Annotated in this window: 13 protein-coding genes; 6 read left to right on the top strand and 7 right to left on the bottom strand. The window is 59.3% G+C overall.

Annotation, left to right across the window (positions count from 1 at the left end):
• Window positions 1–114 precede the first annotated feature (114 nt).
• Window positions 115–270, top strand: coding sequence for a hypothetical protein (locus Q4481_RS06320; RefSeq protein WP_304375467.1), 156 nt, complete (start codon window positions 115–117; stop codon window positions 268–270).
• A gap of 28 nt (window positions 271–298) precedes the next feature.
• Here Q4481_RS06320 and Q4481_RS06315 read toward each other — a convergent pair whose 3' ends face one another.
• The 5 genes from Q4481_RS06315 to Q4481_RS06295 all read right to left on the bottom strand — a co-directional run bounded on the left by Q4481_RS06315 (window position 299) and on the right by Q4481_RS06295 (window position 5,260).
• A complete protein-coding gene (locus Q4481_RS06315) occupies window positions 299–1,360 on the bottom strand; it encodes an ABC transporter ATP-binding protein (protein ID WP_304375466.1) in 1,062 nt (353 codons plus the stop codon).
• The gene (locus Q4481_RS06310) at window positions 1,360–2,142 is read right to left on the bottom strand and encodes an ABC transporter permease (RefSeq protein ID WP_304375465.1); all 783 of its coding nucleotides are present in this window, start codon (window positions 2,140–2,142) and stop codon (window positions 1,360–1,362) included. Before Q4481_RS06310 ends, Q4481_RS06315 begins: the two co-directional genes overlap by 1 nt.
• Entirely contained in the window at window positions 2,139–3,032 is an 894-nt protein-coding gene (locus tag Q4481_RS06305) for an ABC transporter permease (RefSeq protein WP_304375464.1), read from the bottom strand. Before Q4481_RS06305 ends, Q4481_RS06310 begins: the two co-directional genes overlap by 4 nt.
• 88 nt (window positions 3,033–3,120) lie before the next feature.
• Window positions 3,121–4,179 carry an ABC transporter substrate-binding protein gene (locus Q4481_RS06300; protein WP_304375501.1) on the bottom strand — a complete coding sequence of 353 codons (1,059 nt, stop codon included), beginning with the start codon at window positions 4,177–4,179 and terminating at the stop codon, window positions 3,121–3,123.
• A gap of 163 nt (window positions 4,180–4,342) precedes the next feature.
• On the bottom strand, window positions 4,343–5,260 hold the full coding sequence (locus Q4481_RS06295; protein ID WP_377353019.1) for a MurR/RpiR family transcriptional regulator: 918 nt from the start codon (window positions 5,258–5,260) through the stop codon (window positions 4,343–4,345).
• A 127-nt stretch (window positions 5,261–5,387) separates the two neighbouring features.
• Between Q4481_RS06295 and Q4481_RS06290 the strand changes: the two genes are divergently transcribed.
• The 5 genes from Q4481_RS06290 to Q4481_RS06270 all read left to right on the top strand — a co-directional run bounded on the left by Q4481_RS06290 (window position 5,388) and on the right by Q4481_RS06270 (window position 11,886).
• Complete coding sequence (locus Q4481_RS06290) at window positions 5,388–6,161, top strand: N-formylglutamate amidohydrolase (protein WP_377353017.1); 774 nt, start codon at window positions 5,388–5,390, stop codon at window positions 6,159–6,161.
• A 103-nt stretch (window positions 6,162–6,264) separates the two neighbouring features.
• Window positions 6,265–7,812 carry an amino acid permease gene (locus Q4481_RS06285; RefSeq protein WP_304375461.1) on the top strand — a complete coding sequence of 516 codons (1,548 nt, stop codon included), beginning with the start codon at window positions 6,265–6,267 and terminating at the stop codon, window positions 7,810–7,812.
• A 104-nt stretch (window positions 7,813–7,916) separates the two neighbouring features.
• The gene (locus tag Q4481_RS06280; RefSeq protein WP_304375460.1) at window positions 7,917–9,284 is read left to right on the top strand and encodes a glutamine synthetase family protein; all 1,368 of its coding nucleotides are present in this window, start codon (window positions 7,917–7,919) and stop codon (window positions 9,282–9,284) included.
• 74 nt (window positions 9,285–9,358) lie between these two features.
• Window positions 9,359–10,741, top strand: coding sequence for an aldehyde dehydrogenase family protein (locus Q4481_RS06275; protein ID WP_304375459.1), 1,383 nt, complete (start codon window positions 9,359–9,361; stop codon window positions 10,739–10,741).
• On the top strand, window positions 10,741–11,886 hold the full coding sequence (locus tag Q4481_RS06270; protein ID WP_304375458.1) for an iron-containing alcohol dehydrogenase: 1,146 nt from the start codon (window positions 10,741–10,743) through the stop codon (window positions 11,884–11,886). The genes Q4481_RS06275 and Q4481_RS06270 overlap by 1 nt, the downstream gene beginning before the upstream one ends.
• A 67-nt stretch (window positions 11,887–11,953) precedes the next feature.
• Here Q4481_RS06270 and Q4481_RS06265 read toward each other — a convergent pair whose 3' ends face one another.
• Window positions 11,954–13,324 carry an aminotransferase class I/II-fold pyridoxal phosphate-dependent enzyme gene (locus tag Q4481_RS06265; RefSeq protein ID WP_304375457.1) on the bottom strand — a complete coding sequence of 457 codons (1,371 nt, stop codon included), beginning with the start codon at window positions 13,322–13,324 and terminating at the stop codon, window positions 11,954–11,956.
• Between the two features lie 253 nt (window positions 13,325–13,577).
• Complete coding sequence (locus Q4481_RS06260) at window positions 13,578–14,990, bottom strand: L,D-transpeptidase family protein (protein ID WP_377353013.1); 1,413 nt, start codon at window positions 14,988–14,990, stop codon at window positions 13,578–13,580.
• Window positions 14,991–15,095: the final 105 nt, after the last annotated feature.

The raw sequence follows: 15,095 nt of genomic DNA, 5'->3' as shown, positions 1-15,095 counted from the left end.
TCCTCGTCGGATGACGGCGTCCGGTCCCACGCAATCGGTTTCAATCATTGACGCTTGGTATTACTGGCATAGAGCTTGCTTCGATGTCTCCGCAACCCATTGCGGAGATCGGTCATGAAGCTGCTTGGTGAAATTTTGCGCAGATGCGCGGAAACCTTCTCGCGGAACGATGAAATATCGGCGCTCGATCATGCGCCGATCAGTGCCTGGCATTGTTATACGCCCTCATCGATCGCCTATAGCGTCGATCGCAGCAAGCCGAACGGCTGAAGAATGTTCCGGAACCGGAGGCTTCTGGTCAGTCCCTGACCAGAAGCAGATCCGAATTGGCGAACCAGACATCGATGGTTTCGCCGACAACCGGCGGCTTGTAGGCCGGGTTGTTGAACATGTCGAACGACACGATGTTGCCCGCGACATCGATCTTGGTGCGGATCACGGATCCGAGGAAATTCACCGACTGCACGACACCGCGCACCTTGCCTTCGCGGGCTTGGGTCTTTTCCATCGACAATGCTTCTGGCCTGAGCGCGAGCGAGACCTTGTCGCCTGCCTTGTGGCCGGTGACTGGCTCTGCGAGGGTGACTTCGGTTTCGCCGATCTTCACCTTGCCGGAAGCGGCATCGATGACGGTCGCTTCGAGCATCGACAGCGTACCGACGAAGGTGGCGACGAACTTGGTCGCCGGACGATTGTAGATCTCGAAGGGCGATCCGACCTGATCGGCAATGCCCTGGTGCATGACGACGATACGATCGGAGATCGAAAGCGCCTCTTCCTGGTCGTGGGTCACGAAGATGGTGGTAATGCCCAGCTTCTTCTGGATCTCGCGGATTTCTTCGCGCAGCGACACGCGGATCTTGGCATCGAGCGCCGAGAGCGGCTCGTCGAGCAGCAGAACCTGCGGGCGCGGCGCCAGAGCGCGAGCCAGCGCCACGCGCTGCTGCTGGCCGCCGGAGAGCTGGAACGGATAGCGGCTGCCATGTTCCGACAGGCCGATGAGCTTCAGCATTTCGGTGACGCGGCTTGCGATTTCCGAGCCCGCCACGCCCTTGACCTTGAGGCCGAAGCCGACATTTTCAGCAACCGTCATGTTCGGAAACAGCGCATAGGCCTGGAACACCATGCCGATGTTGCGCTGGTTCGGTCGCTTGTCGACCACGTTCTTGCCGTCGATGTGGATGGCGCCTGAAGTCGCGGTCTCAAAGCCGGCGACCATGCGCAGCACGGTGGTCTTGCCGCAACCCGACGGGCCGAGCAGCGAGATGAACTCGCCTTTCTGGATCGACAGGTTGAAATCCTTCACCACCCTCAGGGGACCGAAGACTTTTTCCAGGTGTTCTATTTCGAGGAAGGCCATTAGGTCTGTGCCCTTGTATGCTTGGAGAAACGGGTGACGAGCTGAATGAGGCCCATGCAGGCCCAGGTGATGCCGAAGGCAATCACCGCAAGCGCTGCGGGTTCATAGGCGCGGTTGGCGCCGAGCAACTGCATGTAGGGTCCGAAAGCCGGACGATTGAGCAGAGCCGCCATGGTGAATTCGCCGATGACGATCGCAAATGTCAGGAACGCGCCCGACAGAACCGCGACCAGCACATTCGGCAGGATGATGCGGAAGAGGATCGTGCCCCAGCCGGCGCCGAGACTCTGGGCTGCTTCGGTGAGCGTCGCGACATCGATGGTGCGCAGCCCGGTATCGACGGCGCGGTACATGTAGGGCAGGGCGAGCGTGGCATAGCCGAACATCAGCAGCACATTGGTGCCCATGGCTGTGCCCGTCAGCGGCAGCCAGCTCGAGGTGTTGTAGAGCCGGATGTAGCCAAAGACGATGACGATTGCCGGGATGACCAGCGGCAGCAGCGTGATGAACTCGACATAGGGCCGGATCGACGGCATTTTCAGCCGGATCCAGTAGGTCGTCGGTACCACCAGCAACACGCCGAAGATGATAGTGAAGAGCGCCATGATCACCGAATAGCCGAAGGTGGCCTGGAAACTCGGGTCCATGAGCACCTTGCCATAGGCATCGAAGGAATAGACGCCGCGGCGCATTTTCAGCGAAAAGTTCGCCATGCCGATCAGCGGCAGGGCAAAGAAGAGTAGCCCGAAGAAGAGGGCGCCCCAGGACCAGACGCGGGTCATTTCAGCCACCTTTCGCTGCGAGCACGCAGCCAGATGTATAGAGCATTTGCGATACCGGTGACGACAATCATGCCGAAGGCCAGCGCATAGCCGAGATGGGGATCACCGAGCACATCGCCGCGGATCTGGGCAAACAGCAGGATGGGCACGATGTTAAGCGCCGGTCCGGCCAGGGCGAAAGCGGTTGCGACGGCACCGAATGCGTTGGCGAAAAGTAGCGCGAATGTGCCCAGCAGCGACGGCAGCAGGATCGGGAAGGCCACATAGCGCCAGTATTGGAACCCGGTCGCGCCAAGGATCGAGGCCGCTTCCTTCCATTCGCGTTTCAGGCCATCGAGCGCCGGGGTGATGATCAGGATCATCAGCGGAATCTGGAAAAACAGATAGGTAACGGTCAGGCCCCAGAAGGACAGCAGATTGAAGCCGCCATGGATGCGAAGATCGAAACCGAAATTCGACCGGAAATACATCGTGATGAAGCCAGACGGGCCAATGGTCGCGAGAAAGGCGAAGGCGAGCGGAACACCGGCAAAATTCGAGGCAACGCCCGAAAAGGTCAAGAGCGGACCGCGCACAAATCGCGGCAAGCCGCCAAACACGGCTGCGGCCGACATAGCAAATCCAATGGCGCATCCGACGAGCGCTGAAACCACGCTCACTTTTGCCGACACCCAGAATGCCGAGAGCGTCGAGGTCGTGAACAGGCCAATGACATTGTCGAGCGTAAAGCTGCCATCGGGCGTCTGGAAGGCGCCAATGACGATCTTCATCGTCGGGAGAATGAGAAACAGCAGCACGAAGACCGCGAACGGCAGGATGCCGACCCAGTTCAGCGAGAGTTTCCTGGCCCTTGGCAAGGGCGTCTGGTCCGTGGGGCTGGCTGATGCCATGCGCTTTCGTCTCCGTCGGATACCGTCTGCTTCATGCGACGAACCCGCCCCCGCATGGTTGCGGGAACGGGTCCTTTCTATTCAGGTCTTACTTGACGTTGGCGCCAACGACCTTGTCCCAACCGCCGGTAACGGCAGCCTTGTTGGCATCCACTTCCTCGAGCGTCGGGAAGTAGGCCTTTTCATAGGAGGCAGCCGGCGGCAGCTTGTCGAGCAGTTCCTTCGGGATCTTGCCGGCAGCCGACATCGCGTTGAAGCGAGCCGGGTGGCAATAGCCCTTCAGCCATGCGAGCTGGCCTTCGTCCGAATAGAGATACTCCATCCAGAGCTTGGCTGCATTCGGGTGCGGAGCGTAGGCGGAAATGGCCTGGACATAGACGCCAGCCAGAACGCCCTTTTCCGGAACCACGACGTCAACCGGCGGGTTGCCGGCCAGCGTATCGCGCCAGGACAGGGCATTGTAGTCCCAGGCCACGACGATCGGGGTCGAACCCTGGGCGAGCGTACCGGACTTGCCGATAACCGGAACGAAGTTGCCGGCCTTGTTGAGTTCGGCAAAGTAGTTCAGACCGGCTTCGCCGGCATCCTTGCCAGCCTTGGCGCCCTGGGCGAGACCAGCGGCGAGAACGCCGAGAATGGCCTGGTTGGAAGCGCGCGGATCACCGGCGAGAGCGACCTGACCGGCATAATCGGACTTCAGGAGGTCGGCCCAATCCTTCGGAGTGGTGGCGACGAGATCCTTGTTCACGATGAAGGACATGACGCCGTAATAGTCACCATACCAGTGGCCGTCGGCATCCTTGATGTTTTCCGGAATTTCGTCCCAGGTCGATACCTTGTAGGGCATCGTCAGGCCTTCGGCCTTCATCTGCGGGCCGAAAGCGAGACCGACGTCAACAACGTCCGGAGCCTGCGGACCCTTGTTGTCCTTGTTGGCCTTGATGGCTTCGACTTCATCGGCCGAACCGGCATCCGGGTTCAGTTCGTTGACGGTGATCTTCGGATACTTCGCCTTGAAGCCTTCGATGACGGCGCCGTAACCGCACCAGTCGTGCGGCAACGCGATCGTCGTCAGCATGCCTTCGGCTTCCGCAGCCTTTACCAGGTCTTCCATGGAATCGGCACGAACGACGGCCGTGGTCGACATCAGGGCGGCGCAGGTGAGCGCGATGACGGAGTTCAACTTGGTGTTCACTGATCTTCTCCTCTTGGTTTGGTTCAGCGTGATGAGGCTGTTAGTTTTGCTTGATGACGCCTGTGTGACAGTTTTTCGACAGGCGCATATCGAGTGACGTTTCTCTCCCCTCCCGTTACTCCTTGTTGTGCGCCTTTCGAAAAAGCGGCGTCGCTTCGAAAAGCCCTTCCAGCATGCTCATGCGTTCGCGGGTCTTTTCCCAGTGCGAGGCCTGGATGGACTCGATCAGCGCCTCGACAACGAAAAGCGTGACAACGGAAGAATCCCACGCCGACGGTGCCTCGATATCGAGCCGGAACGTGTGGCGGGCATGTTTGGTGATCGGCGAGCCCCAGCTGTCGGTAAAGAGCACGATTTCCGCACCCTGTTCGGCTGCCACGCGGGCAAGAACCTCGAGCTGGCTTTCATAACGCCGGATGTCGAACAGAATCAGCACGTCGCCGCGGCTCATGTTCAGCACATAGTGCGGCCAGCTCGCGGAATTGGTGGAAATGCGGGTAATGCCCGGCCTAATGACCTGCAGATGGGTGAAAAAATACTCGGCGATCGCCCCGGTAATCCGGCCGCCGGCCAGATAGATCGCGCGCTTGCGGTCGCCGATCAGCTTGGCCGCGGCATCGAATTCCGCCGGATCAAGCGAGCCGAGGGACTGGCGCATATTGTTCATCACCGCATCGGCAAAGCGGTTCAGGATATGGGCGCCCGGTGCGTTCGGCGCCATCCGCTCATGCTTGGTGATGGGATTGGAGATCGTCTCCTCAAGCTCGTTGTGGAGACGCCCCTGGAACTCGGTGAATCCCTTGAACCCCAGCTTCTGCACCATGCGCACGACGGTGGGGGTCGATACCTTCGCCGCCTCTGCGACAGTCGTGATCGAACCCAGGCCCGACACCGGATAGTTGTCGAGAAGGCTGTTGGCCAACTGTTTTTCCGCACGCGTCATGGAATCGTAACGCGCGGTGATCATGTCTGATACGGTCTTGTTTGCGCTTGGCACGCGGCGTGTTCCCCACTCCAGTCTTCGCTGGATCATTTGAGAAAATTCAAATGGAAACAGGGTTGGGAGTCAACAGGTTTTTTGGATCGTATTTTCCAATCCCCCGATTGACAGATTTTTCGATTTGAAGAATTCTTTACAGAAATGGCATGGCCGGATGGGGATGACGGGATCAATGCAGTTGCTTGCGGGGGATGAAGCGCCGACGGTCGCGAATGTGAATCCGGAAGGGGCAGGGGATGTCCTTCTGGTTTGCGAACATGCGAGCTTGACGCTGCCGCGCGCGCTCGGAACACTCGGCCTCGGTCCCGAAGCACTCGTCGCCCACATCGCCTGGGACCCGGGAGCGCTTGCTGTCGCAAGACAGATGTCGCGGTCGCTCGATGCCCATCTCATCCACCAGAATTATTCGCGCCTTGCCTATGATTGCAACCGCCCGCCTGAATCCGACGATGCGATGCCGGCGCTCAGCGAGATCTACAAGATCCCCGGCAACCAGGATATCCCGACAGACGAACGCGACGCGCGGATCGCCGAGATCTACACGCCTTTCAAGGCGGCGCTCGAAAAGACCATCGCGGCCCGCAAGGCGGCTGGCCGCAAGACGGTTCTGGTGACGGTGCATTCCTTCACGCCGATCTACAAGGGCAATCATCGTTCGGTGGAGATCGGCATCCTGCATGACAGCGACAGTCGCATCGCAGATGTCATGCTCGAAGAGGGGGGCCGCAGAGGCGGTTACGATATTCGCCGCAACGAGCCCTATGGGCCCGCAGACGGCGTGACCCATACACTCAAACTTCACGGCCTTGAAAATGGGCTGGCGAATGTCATGATCGAGGTCCGCAACGACCTGATCGCCAATGAAGCTGGCCAAGAGGTCGTGGCGAGCTTCCTCGTCGATTTGCTGCGCAAAAGCATGGAAACGACGACGTAAGACAATGATCTCCTGGGTTTCCGCAACCAAGCGGGACCCAAAGCATGCATGAACGCAAGCCCGGCCGTAATAGTGCGGTCGGCAGGGGAACAGGGGCACAATGATGTCTGGTTATACTGATAATGATAAAAAGCAGGATCTTCATATCCTGCATTCCATGGGCTATGCCCAGGAACTCGAGCGGCGGATGAGCGGATTTTCCAACTTCGCCATCTCGTTTTCCATCATCTGCATTCTTTCGGGCGGTATCAATTCGCTTGCGCAGGCGACATCGGGCGTCGGTGGCGCCGGTATCGGCATCGGCTGGCCGGTTGGCTGCCTGGTGTCGGCGGTGTTCGCGCTCGGCATGGCACAGATCGCCTCGGCCTATCCGACGGCGGGCGGCCTCTATCACTGGGCTTCCATTCTCGGTAACCGTTTCACCGGCTGGTTTACCGCTTGGCTCAATCTCCTCGGCCTCATCACCGTGCTGGGTGCCATCAATATCGGCACGGCGCTCTTCGCAGCCGGTGCGTTCCCTGAACTCGGACTTACGGGTTCTGAGAACGAACAGATGGTCATCGTGTTGGTGATTACGGCCATTCAGGCGCTGATCAACCATTTCGGTATCGGCTTGACGGCAAAGCTCACGGACTTTTCTGGTACGCTGATCATGATCACGGCAGCGGTCATCACGGTGCTTTGCCTCGTTCTGGCACCGACGCATGATTTTTCGCGTCTGTGGACATTCACCAACTATTCGGGTGAAACGGGCGGTTCGGTCTGGCCGAAATCCGACAGCATGCTCTACGTGTTTATGCTTGGCCTGCTGTTGCCGGTTTACACGATCACGGGTTACGATGCGTCCGCGCATACGTCGGAAGAAACCCACAAGGCCGCCCACTCTGTGCCGAAATCCATTGTGATGTCGGTTCTTTGGTCGTCGCTTGCCGGTTGGGTCATGCTTTCCGCCTTCGTCATCGCCATTCCGGACATGAATGCCGGCGCTGCTTCTGGCTGGGGCGTATTTTTCGGTACCATGTCTGCCATCATGCCGGTATGGCTCGCTAAGATCATCTACATCGCGATCTTCATCGCGCAGTTCCTGTGCGGTCTGGCTACGGTGACATCGGCCTCCCGCATGATCTTCGCCTTCTCGCGCGACGGCGGCATGCCGGTCGGTTCAAAGTCGCTCGCAACCGTGCATCCCAAGCTGCGTTCGCCGGTCACCGCCATCTGGACTGCCGCCGCGCTCGCGGTCGCCTTCGTGTTCCTGGCGCTCAAGATCAAGATCGGTGAAGCCTCGTTGTATGTCACCGTGGTGAACGCGACGCTGATCTTCCTCTTCCTGTCCTTCGCGATCCCGATCGTGCTCGGCTTCTTCGCGTACGGCACGCCGAAATGGCCGGCTCCCGGTCCGTGGAATCTCGGCGCAGGACTATTCAAGCTGATCTCGGTTCTTACTGTTGTTGCTATGGCGATCATCATTTTCGTTGCCATCCAGCCACCGAACGACACCGTAGGCGAAATCACGCTCGGCTTCATCGTGCTGGCCGTAGTGATCTGGTTCGCCTTCGAACAGCGCCGCTTCAAGGGCCCGCCGATTGGGGATGAGGTCAAGAAGCGCCAGGCGGAAATTGCCGCTGCCGAAAAGGCCGTTGGCGAAATCTAAGCAAGAAAATGCATATCGTCCCCGGTCCGCCAGCGGGCCGGGGATCTTTAAACCAACCGGGAGCAACGGGCGTCACGTCCGAAAAAACAAGAATGGATTTCCTCATGAGCACTGCCTATTCATTCGACGACCTCAAGAAAGATGTGGCCGAAGGCCGGATCGACACGGTTCTGGCCGTGCAGGTCGACATGCAGGGACGCCTGATGGGCAAGCGTTTCCAGGCGCAGTATTTCGTCGAAAGTGCCTATGAGGAAACCCATAGCTGCAACTATCTGCTTGCCACCGACATGGAGATGGAGACGGTCTCCGGCTACAAGTCGACATCCTGGGAAAAGGGCTATGGCGACTATACAATGAAGCCGGACCTTGCGACGCTGCGGCGCATTCCCTGGCTCGAAGGCACGGCGATGGTTCTGTGCGACATGCTCGACCATCATACCCACGAGGAGGTGCCGCATTCGCCACGCGCGATCCTGAAGAAGCAGGTCAAGCGGCTCGAAGCGATGGGGATGAAGGCCTTCATGGCCACTGAACTCGAATTCTTCCTGTTCGACCAGACCTATGATGATGCGCGCGAAAGCGGTTACCGCGATCTGCGCCTCGTCTCCGGCTACAATGAGGATTACCATATCTTCCAGACCACCAAGGAAGAGGATGTGATGCGGGCGATCCGCAACGGCCTGCAGGGCGCGGGCATTCCGGTGGAAAACTCCAAGGGTGAGGCTTCGGCCGGCCAGGAAGAGATCAATGTCCGTTATGCCGAGGCGCTGACCATGGCCGACCGCCATGTGATCATCAAGAACGGCTGCAAGGAAATTGCCTGGAGCCGCGGCAAGGCCATCACCTTCCTCGCAAAGTGGAACTATTCGGCTGCCGGCTCGTCCTCCCATATCCACCAGTCGCTGTGGTCGCTCGACGGCAAGCCGCTGTTCTTCGATCCGAACGGCCGTTACGGCATGTCGAAGCTGATGGAACATTATGTCGCCGGTCTTCTCGCCCATGCCGGCGAGATCACGCTGGCGCTCGCCCCCTACATCAATTCCTACAAGCGTTTCGTTGCCGGCACCTTTGCGCCGACCAAGGCGATCTGGTCGAAGGACAACCGCACCGCCGGTTATCGCCTGTGCGGCGATGGCACCAAGGGCATCCGCATCGAATGCCGCGTCGGCGGTTCCGATCTCAATCCCTACCTTGCATTCGCAGCGCTCTTGGCCGCCGGCATCGACGGGATCGAGAAGAAGATGGAGCTCGAGGATCCCTTCACCGGTGATGCCTATGGCGCCCGCGATGTGCGCGAAATCCCGAAGACCCTGCGCGAAGCCGCCGACATTTTCGAGAAATCCGACCTTCTGCGCGACGCGCTTGGCGGCGATGTCGTCGATCATTACACCCGTGCGGCCCGCTGGGAGCAGGAAGAGTATGATCGTCGCATCACCGACTGGGAAGTGGCGCGCGGCTTCGAGAGAGCGTAACAACCAACATATCGATGGAAACCTGGGATTCCGTTGGTTCGGAGTCCCATTTTAGTAAAGTCAGGAACCTGATCATGACCATGATCCGATGCATTTCGCCGGTGGACGGTTCGGTTTATGCCGAGCGGCCTGCCATGGGCTATGAGGACGCAAAGGCCCTCGTCGATCGCGCCCGCAAGGCGCAGAAGTCCTGGGCGCGGCGGCCGCTCGAAGAGCGCGTCTCGCTTGTGCTCAAGGGTGTTGCACGTCTCAACGAGATGGCCGACGACGTCGTCAAGGAACTCGCCTGGCAGATGGGGCGGCCGGTTCGCTACGGCGGCGAGTTCAAGGGCTTCAACGAACGCTCGAACTATATGGCGGAAATTGCCGCCTCGTCGCTCGCCCCGATCGTGGTCGAAAGCTCGGACCGCTTCGAGCGCTATATCGAGCGCGAACCGCATGGCGTCGTCTTCGTCATCGCGCCATGGAACTATCCCTACATGACCGCCATCAACACGGTGGCACCGGCGCTGATGGCCGGCAACACGGTCGTGCTCAAGCATGCAAGCCAGACATTGCTGGTCGGCGAGCGCATGGTCCGCGCCTTCGTCGAAGCCGGCGTTCCCGAGGATGTGTTCCTCAACATTTTCCTCGACCACGATACGACCTCGAAGCTGATTGCGGCCGGATCGTTCAACTTCATCAACTTCACCGGCTCGGTGGAAGGTGGACGTTCGATCGAACGCGCGGCAGCGGGAACCTTTACGGGTATCGGTCTCGAACTTGGCGGCAAGGATCCGGGCTATGTGATGGAGGATGCCGATCTCGATGCCGCCGTCGATACGCTGATGGATGGCGCGACCTACAATTCCGGCCAGTGCTGCTGCGGTATCGAGCGCATCTATGTCCATGAAAGCCTCTACGATGCCTTCGTCGAGAAGTCGGTTGCCTGGGTATCGAATTACAAGCTCGGCAATCCGCTCGATCCGGAAACGACGCTCGGACCGATGGCCAACAAGCGCTTCGCCGTGACTGTGCGCGGTCAGATCGATGAAGCGCTCGCCAAGGGCGCCAAGGCGCTGGTCGATCCGAAGCTTTTCCCCACCGATGATGGCGGCGCCTATCTCGCGCCGCAGATCCTCGTCGATGTCGATCATTCGATGTCGATCATGAACGAGGAAACCTTCGGTCCCGCCGTCGGCATCATGAAGGTCAAGAGCGATGCCGAAGCGCTCGATCTCATGAATGATTGCAAATACGGCCTCACCGTCTCGCTCTGGACCAAGGATCCGGTGCGTGCCGCCCGTCTCGGCCGCGAACTCGAAACCGGCACCGTATTCATGAACCGCGCCGACTATCTCGACCCCGGCCTGTGCTGGACCGGTTGCAAGGAAACCGGTCGCGGCGGCTCGCTGTCGGTCATCGGCTTCCACAACCTGACCCGTCCGAAATCCTACCACCTGAAGAAAGCACTCTGATGTCTATTTCCGCTAACTGGAGCTACCCGACCGCCATCAAGATGGGGGCAGGGCGCATCAAGGAACTCGCCGACCATTGCAAGGCCGTCGGCATGAAGAAGCCGCTTCTGGTGACCGACCGCGGTCTGGCACCGATGGCGATCACCCAGAATGCACTCGACATTCTCGAAGCCGCCGGTCTTGGCCGTGCGATCTTTGCCGATGTCGATCCCAATCCGAACGACAAGAATCTTGAAGCCGGCGTCAAGGCCTTCAAGGATGGCGGCCATGATGGCGTCGTCGCCTTCGGCGGCGGTTCGGGCCTCGATCTCGGCAAGTGCGTCGCCTTTATGGCGGGCCAGACCCGGCCTGTCTGGGATTTCGAAGATATCGGCGACTGGTGGACGCGTGCGTCGGTCGAAGGCATTGCCCCGATCGTTGCCGTGCCGACCACGGCCGGCACCGGTTCTGAAGTCGGTCGCGCTTCGGTGATCACCAATTCCGAAACGCATACGAAGAAGATCATCTTCCATCCGAAGTTCCTGCCGTCGGTGACGATCTGCGATCCGGAACTGACGGTCGGCATGCCGAAGTCGATCACGGCCGGCACCGGCATGGATGCGTTTGCCCATTGCCTGGAAGCCTTCTCCTCGCCCTTCTATCATCCGATGAGCCAGGGCATTGCGCTTGAAGGCATGCGGCTGGTCAAGGACTATCTGCCGCGCGCCTATCAGGATGGTACGGATATCGAAGCCCGCACGAACATGATGAGCGCTGCCGCCATGGGCGCGGTCGCCTTCCAGAAGGGCCTGGGTGCGATCCATTCGCTCAGCCATCCGGTGGGCGCGATGTATCATACGCACCATGGCACCACCAATGCGGTGGTCATGCCGCCGGTGCTGCGTTTCAACCGTCCGGCCATCGAAGACAAGCTTGCGTCTGCCGCCGCCTATCTCGGCATTTCCGGCGGCTTCAACGGCTTCTATGACTTCGTGCTGAAGCTCAGGGAAGATCTCGGCATTCCGGACAAGCTGTCGGCGCTCGGCGTCGGCACCGACAAGGTCGATGAAATGGCCGTTATGGCGGTCGCCGATCCTTCGACGGGCGGAAACCCGGTCGAGCTGACGGTGGAAGCGGCCCGCAAGCTGTTCATCGAGTGCATCTGAAATCGCTGTCAGAAAAGAAACGGGGCCCCGCAAGGCCCCGTTTTCGATTCTGTATGTGCTGCAGACCTTACTCTGCAGCAACGTTGCCCGTGGTCTCGTTTGCCGGCATGAAGCGGCGGACCTTTTCCGAATTGTCGTTGGCGGACAGCCATTCGCAGTGCATTTCCGCCATCTCGCGCGCCTTGGCGGCAATCTCGATCATGGCGTCGATCTGGGCGTCGGAGTGATCGGCCATCACCTGCAGGCGCCAGCGGCAGGCATTGCGGGCCACGGCGGGATGTTCGACGAGATTGACGATGCCGCCCAATTCCACCGCATAACGGGTCATCAGGCGGGCGAGAAGCACATCGCCGATCAGCATCGGCACCACGGCCGACGGCTTGCCGAGCACTTCGAAGCCGGCCTCTTCAAGACCAGCACGCAGGCGATTGCTGTTGTGCATCAGCTTTTCGCGGCGCTCGCGACCTTCGTCACCTTCGATGACATCGAGCGCAGCCAGCACGACGGCTGCCTGGATCGGCGACATGGCGTTGGTGAAGGTCGACGGACCGCACTGGCCACGCAGCGCGAACCGGAAGCCCTTGTTGTTGGTGGCAACGAAACCGCCCATCGAGGCAAAGCTCTTGGAGAAGGCGCCAACCAGAATATCCACCTTGCCGACCATGTCCTGGTCTTCGAGGATGCCGCGACCGGTCTTGCCGTGCGAGCCGAGGTCATGGGCGCAATCCACCAGCAGCGTGGCGTCATACTTGCGGCAGATCTCCTGCATGGCGGCGAGGTCGGGAACGTCGCTGTCCATCGAGAACAGGGTTTCGGTCACCACCAGAATGCCACCGGACGGATCGTCGCGGCGAATCCGGGCGAGGCGGTTTTCGACGGCCTTCAGGTTCAGATGCGAATGAAGATGCACATTCGGCGTCGCATCGCGTGCGGCTTCCTGGGTGCAGGCATGGGCAAGGATATCGATGACGACATGATCGGTCGGGCCGACCAGCGTCTTGACAGCGCCATAGCCGGCGGCCCAGCCGATCGGGAACAGGACCGCGTCTTCATAACCGAGGAAGGATGCCAGCCGGCGTTCCAGTTCCACGGACAGCTTCGTGTTGCCCATCAGTGCGGCAGAACCGGCCGAATGAAGGCCATAGATGTCGATTGCATCCTTGGCCGCTTTCATGAGCGACGGATGGGAGGCCAGAGACAGGTAGTCCTGGCTCGCGAAATTATGCCCGGCGAAAGTCGAACCGTCACGGTGCGCACCTTCGATGAAGCTTCCGACCCGGCTTGTCGAGTATTTCTGGTAGGGGTCGATCTTATGCTGGATGCGCTCTTCCCACCACGCGCCGGACTCTGTCCAGCGGTCGAGCAGGTTAGTCTTGTGGTTGTGCTTTTCCGCAGCCGGAAGACTTGTTCTCAATGGATCTGGAATATTCTCAAACATGGGACTTCCTCATACGAAACTTCAGGCAAAGGCCGAATGGATAGGTCAAAGCACTCGAATTTGGGTTCGCGAGCTTCCTTGTTTGTTTAGGAATTCGCGTTAACCTTTTATAAACTTTAACAAAGCATTTACCGAAGTCAATTGTCCCATAGCGAGACATGTCCCAAAGCGGGAATATTCGTTGTCCTATGGTTAACAAAAAAGCGCCACCCGGGTGGATGGCGCTTGATTGACCCCTAAAAATTTAGGGGTTTTAGTCGATAAACTCGACTGTAACTCCTGGTTTAACCATTTTTGCCAGTTCCGTTGCATCCCAGTTGGTCAGTCGAATGCAGCCGTGGCTCTGTGTCTTGCCGATACGGGACGGTTCCGGCGTACCATGGATGCCGTAGGTCGGTTTCGACAGGGCAATCCAGATCGTGCCGACAGGACCATTAGGGCCGGGCGGAATGGTCAGAACCTTGGTATTGTTGCCCTGCTGAAAATTGATCTTGGGATTGTAAGTGTAGTTCGGATCGAAAGCGATCCGTTCGACCGATACAATGCCGGAAGGCGAGGGCGTGTCGGCCGATCCGATGGATGCGGGGTAGGCGGCAATCAGGGCGCCGGCCTCGTCATAGGCAAAGACCTGCTTGCGTGCCTTGTCGGCAATGATCCGCGCGACAGTTCCCTTTCGGGTGGCACCCGGATTGACGACCTTGATCACCGTGCCGGGCATGGTGAAATCGGCGCCCGGGTTGAGTTCCTTGAGATAGGTCTCGTCCATGTGGAAACGTTCGGCCAACGCTTCGGTCACCGAGGTGAAGGACATGGCGGGAAGGGCGGCCTTGTGCGAATAGTCCTCAGGCACCGACGCAATATAGGGTCCGGCCGCATCGGCAGAGGTGATGGTATATTCGGTAATCGGCAGGCCGCCATTGAACCCGAGGCGGGTCATGATGTCCTCGGTATTGTTCGGATCGAGCGTCTCGCCGGTAATCTTCTCGTAGGCGATAATAGCCTTGGTGACGTTTGAGCCCATCTTGCCATCGATGACGCCAGGGGAGGCGCCTTCGCGATCCAGGAATGTCTGCAGCGCGGTGATCTCGTAGCGCGATTTCTTGCCGTCGAGCTTGATCACGGGATCGTTCGGCAGCGCCGGGGTGTCGGGTGTCTCTGCGGGGTTTTCGAGCGCAGCCGTATCGCCATCCAGATTGTCGTTCTGAATACCATCGCCCGGAAGCGGCTGGTCTTCGAATGTCGACCGGTCTTCGATGCCTGGAACAGTGCCGGTGATTTCGCCCGAATTGTCGCCCTCGGCGGGCGCTTCGGGGAAATAGTCGGTATTGCCGCCGCTCGAGGCAAAATCCTCGTTCTGCCGCGGCTCATAGCGCGGGCTTGCCGCAAATGTATCGCCACGGCGGAGGCCGCGGGCATAGCGGCGTGCTGTCATTTCGGTGGCGACAACATTGCCGTAGTGGTCGATCAGGACACGGTCGCCCCGGCGATTGACCTTGATGGTGACATCGGCCGCATCGGGAATATAGTCGAGGAGTTCGCCATCGGGCGTTACCAGCACCATGTCGCGCGGATCGTCGAGACGCCATTCCTGTGCGGAAACGGAGGTCATCGACAGGATTGCCAGCAGCGGAAGCGCCAGAACGGCCGGTTTCATCATTTTACGCATCGTCGGATTTCTTGCTCGAATGGAAAGCATGCTCAAACACGGGAATTTTGACTCTATTGTGGAATCTCTGAATCGATGGTGAATGAATCATGAAAAAATGAGATA

This window comes from Fluviirhizobium alvei (assembly GCF_030551875.1).
Taxonomy (GTDB): Bacteria; Pseudomonadota; Alphaproteobacteria; order Rhizobiales; family Rhizobiaceae; genus Rhizobium_E; species Rhizobium_E alvei.
This window is presented reverse-complemented; position numbering and strand designations above follow the sequence as displayed.

Coding starts and splice junctions, on each gene's coding strand:
- Q4481_RS06310 (WP_304375465.1), bottom strand. CDS start 2,142: ATGACCCGCGTCTGGTCCTGGGGCGCCCTCTTCTTCGGGCTACTCTTC.
- Q4481_RS06280 (WP_304375460.1), top strand. CDS start 7,917: ATGAGCACTGCCTATTCATTCGACGACCTCAAGAAAGATGTGGCCGAA.
- Q4481_RS06295 (WP_377353019.1), bottom strand. CDS start 5,260: ATGATCCAGCGAAGACTGGAGTGGGGAACACGCCGCGTGCCAAGCGCA.
- Q4481_RS06260 (WP_377353013.1), bottom strand. CDS start 14,990: ATGCGTAAAATGATGAAACCGGCCGTTCTGGCGCTTCCGCTGCTGGCA.
- Q4481_RS06285 (WP_304375461.1), top strand. CDS start 6,265: ATGTCTGGTTATACTGATAATGATAAAAAGCAGGATCTTCATATCCTG.
- Q4481_RS06290 (WP_377353017.1), top strand. CDS start 5,388: ATGACGGGATCAATGCAGTTGCTTGCGGGGGATGAAGCGCCGACGGTC.
- Q4481_RS06315 (WP_304375466.1), bottom strand. CDS start 1,360: ATGGCCTTCCTCGAAATAGAACACCTGGAAAAAGTCTTCGGTCCCCTG.
- Q4481_RS06265 (WP_304375457.1), bottom strand. CDS start 13,324: ATGTTTGAGAATATTCCAGATCCATTGAGAACAAGTCTTCCGGCTGCG.
- Q4481_RS06275 (WP_304375459.1), top strand. CDS start 9,359: ATGACCATGATCCGATGCATTTCGCCGGTGGACGGTTCGGTTTATGCC.
- Q4481_RS06270 (WP_304375458.1), top strand. CDS start 10,741: ATGTCTATTTCCGCTAACTGGAGCTACCCGACCGCCATCAAGATGGGG.
- Q4481_RS06320 (WP_304375467.1), top strand. CDS start 115: ATGAAGCTGCTTGGTGAAATTTTGCGCAGATGCGCGGAAACCTTCTCG.
- Q4481_RS06300 (WP_304375501.1), bottom strand. CDS start 4,179: ATGTCGACCACGGCCGTCGTTCGTGCCGATTCCATGGAAGACCTGGTA.
- Q4481_RS06305 (WP_304375464.1), bottom strand. CDS start 3,032: ATGGCATCAGCCAGCCCCACGGACCAGACGCCCTTGCCAAGGGCCAGG.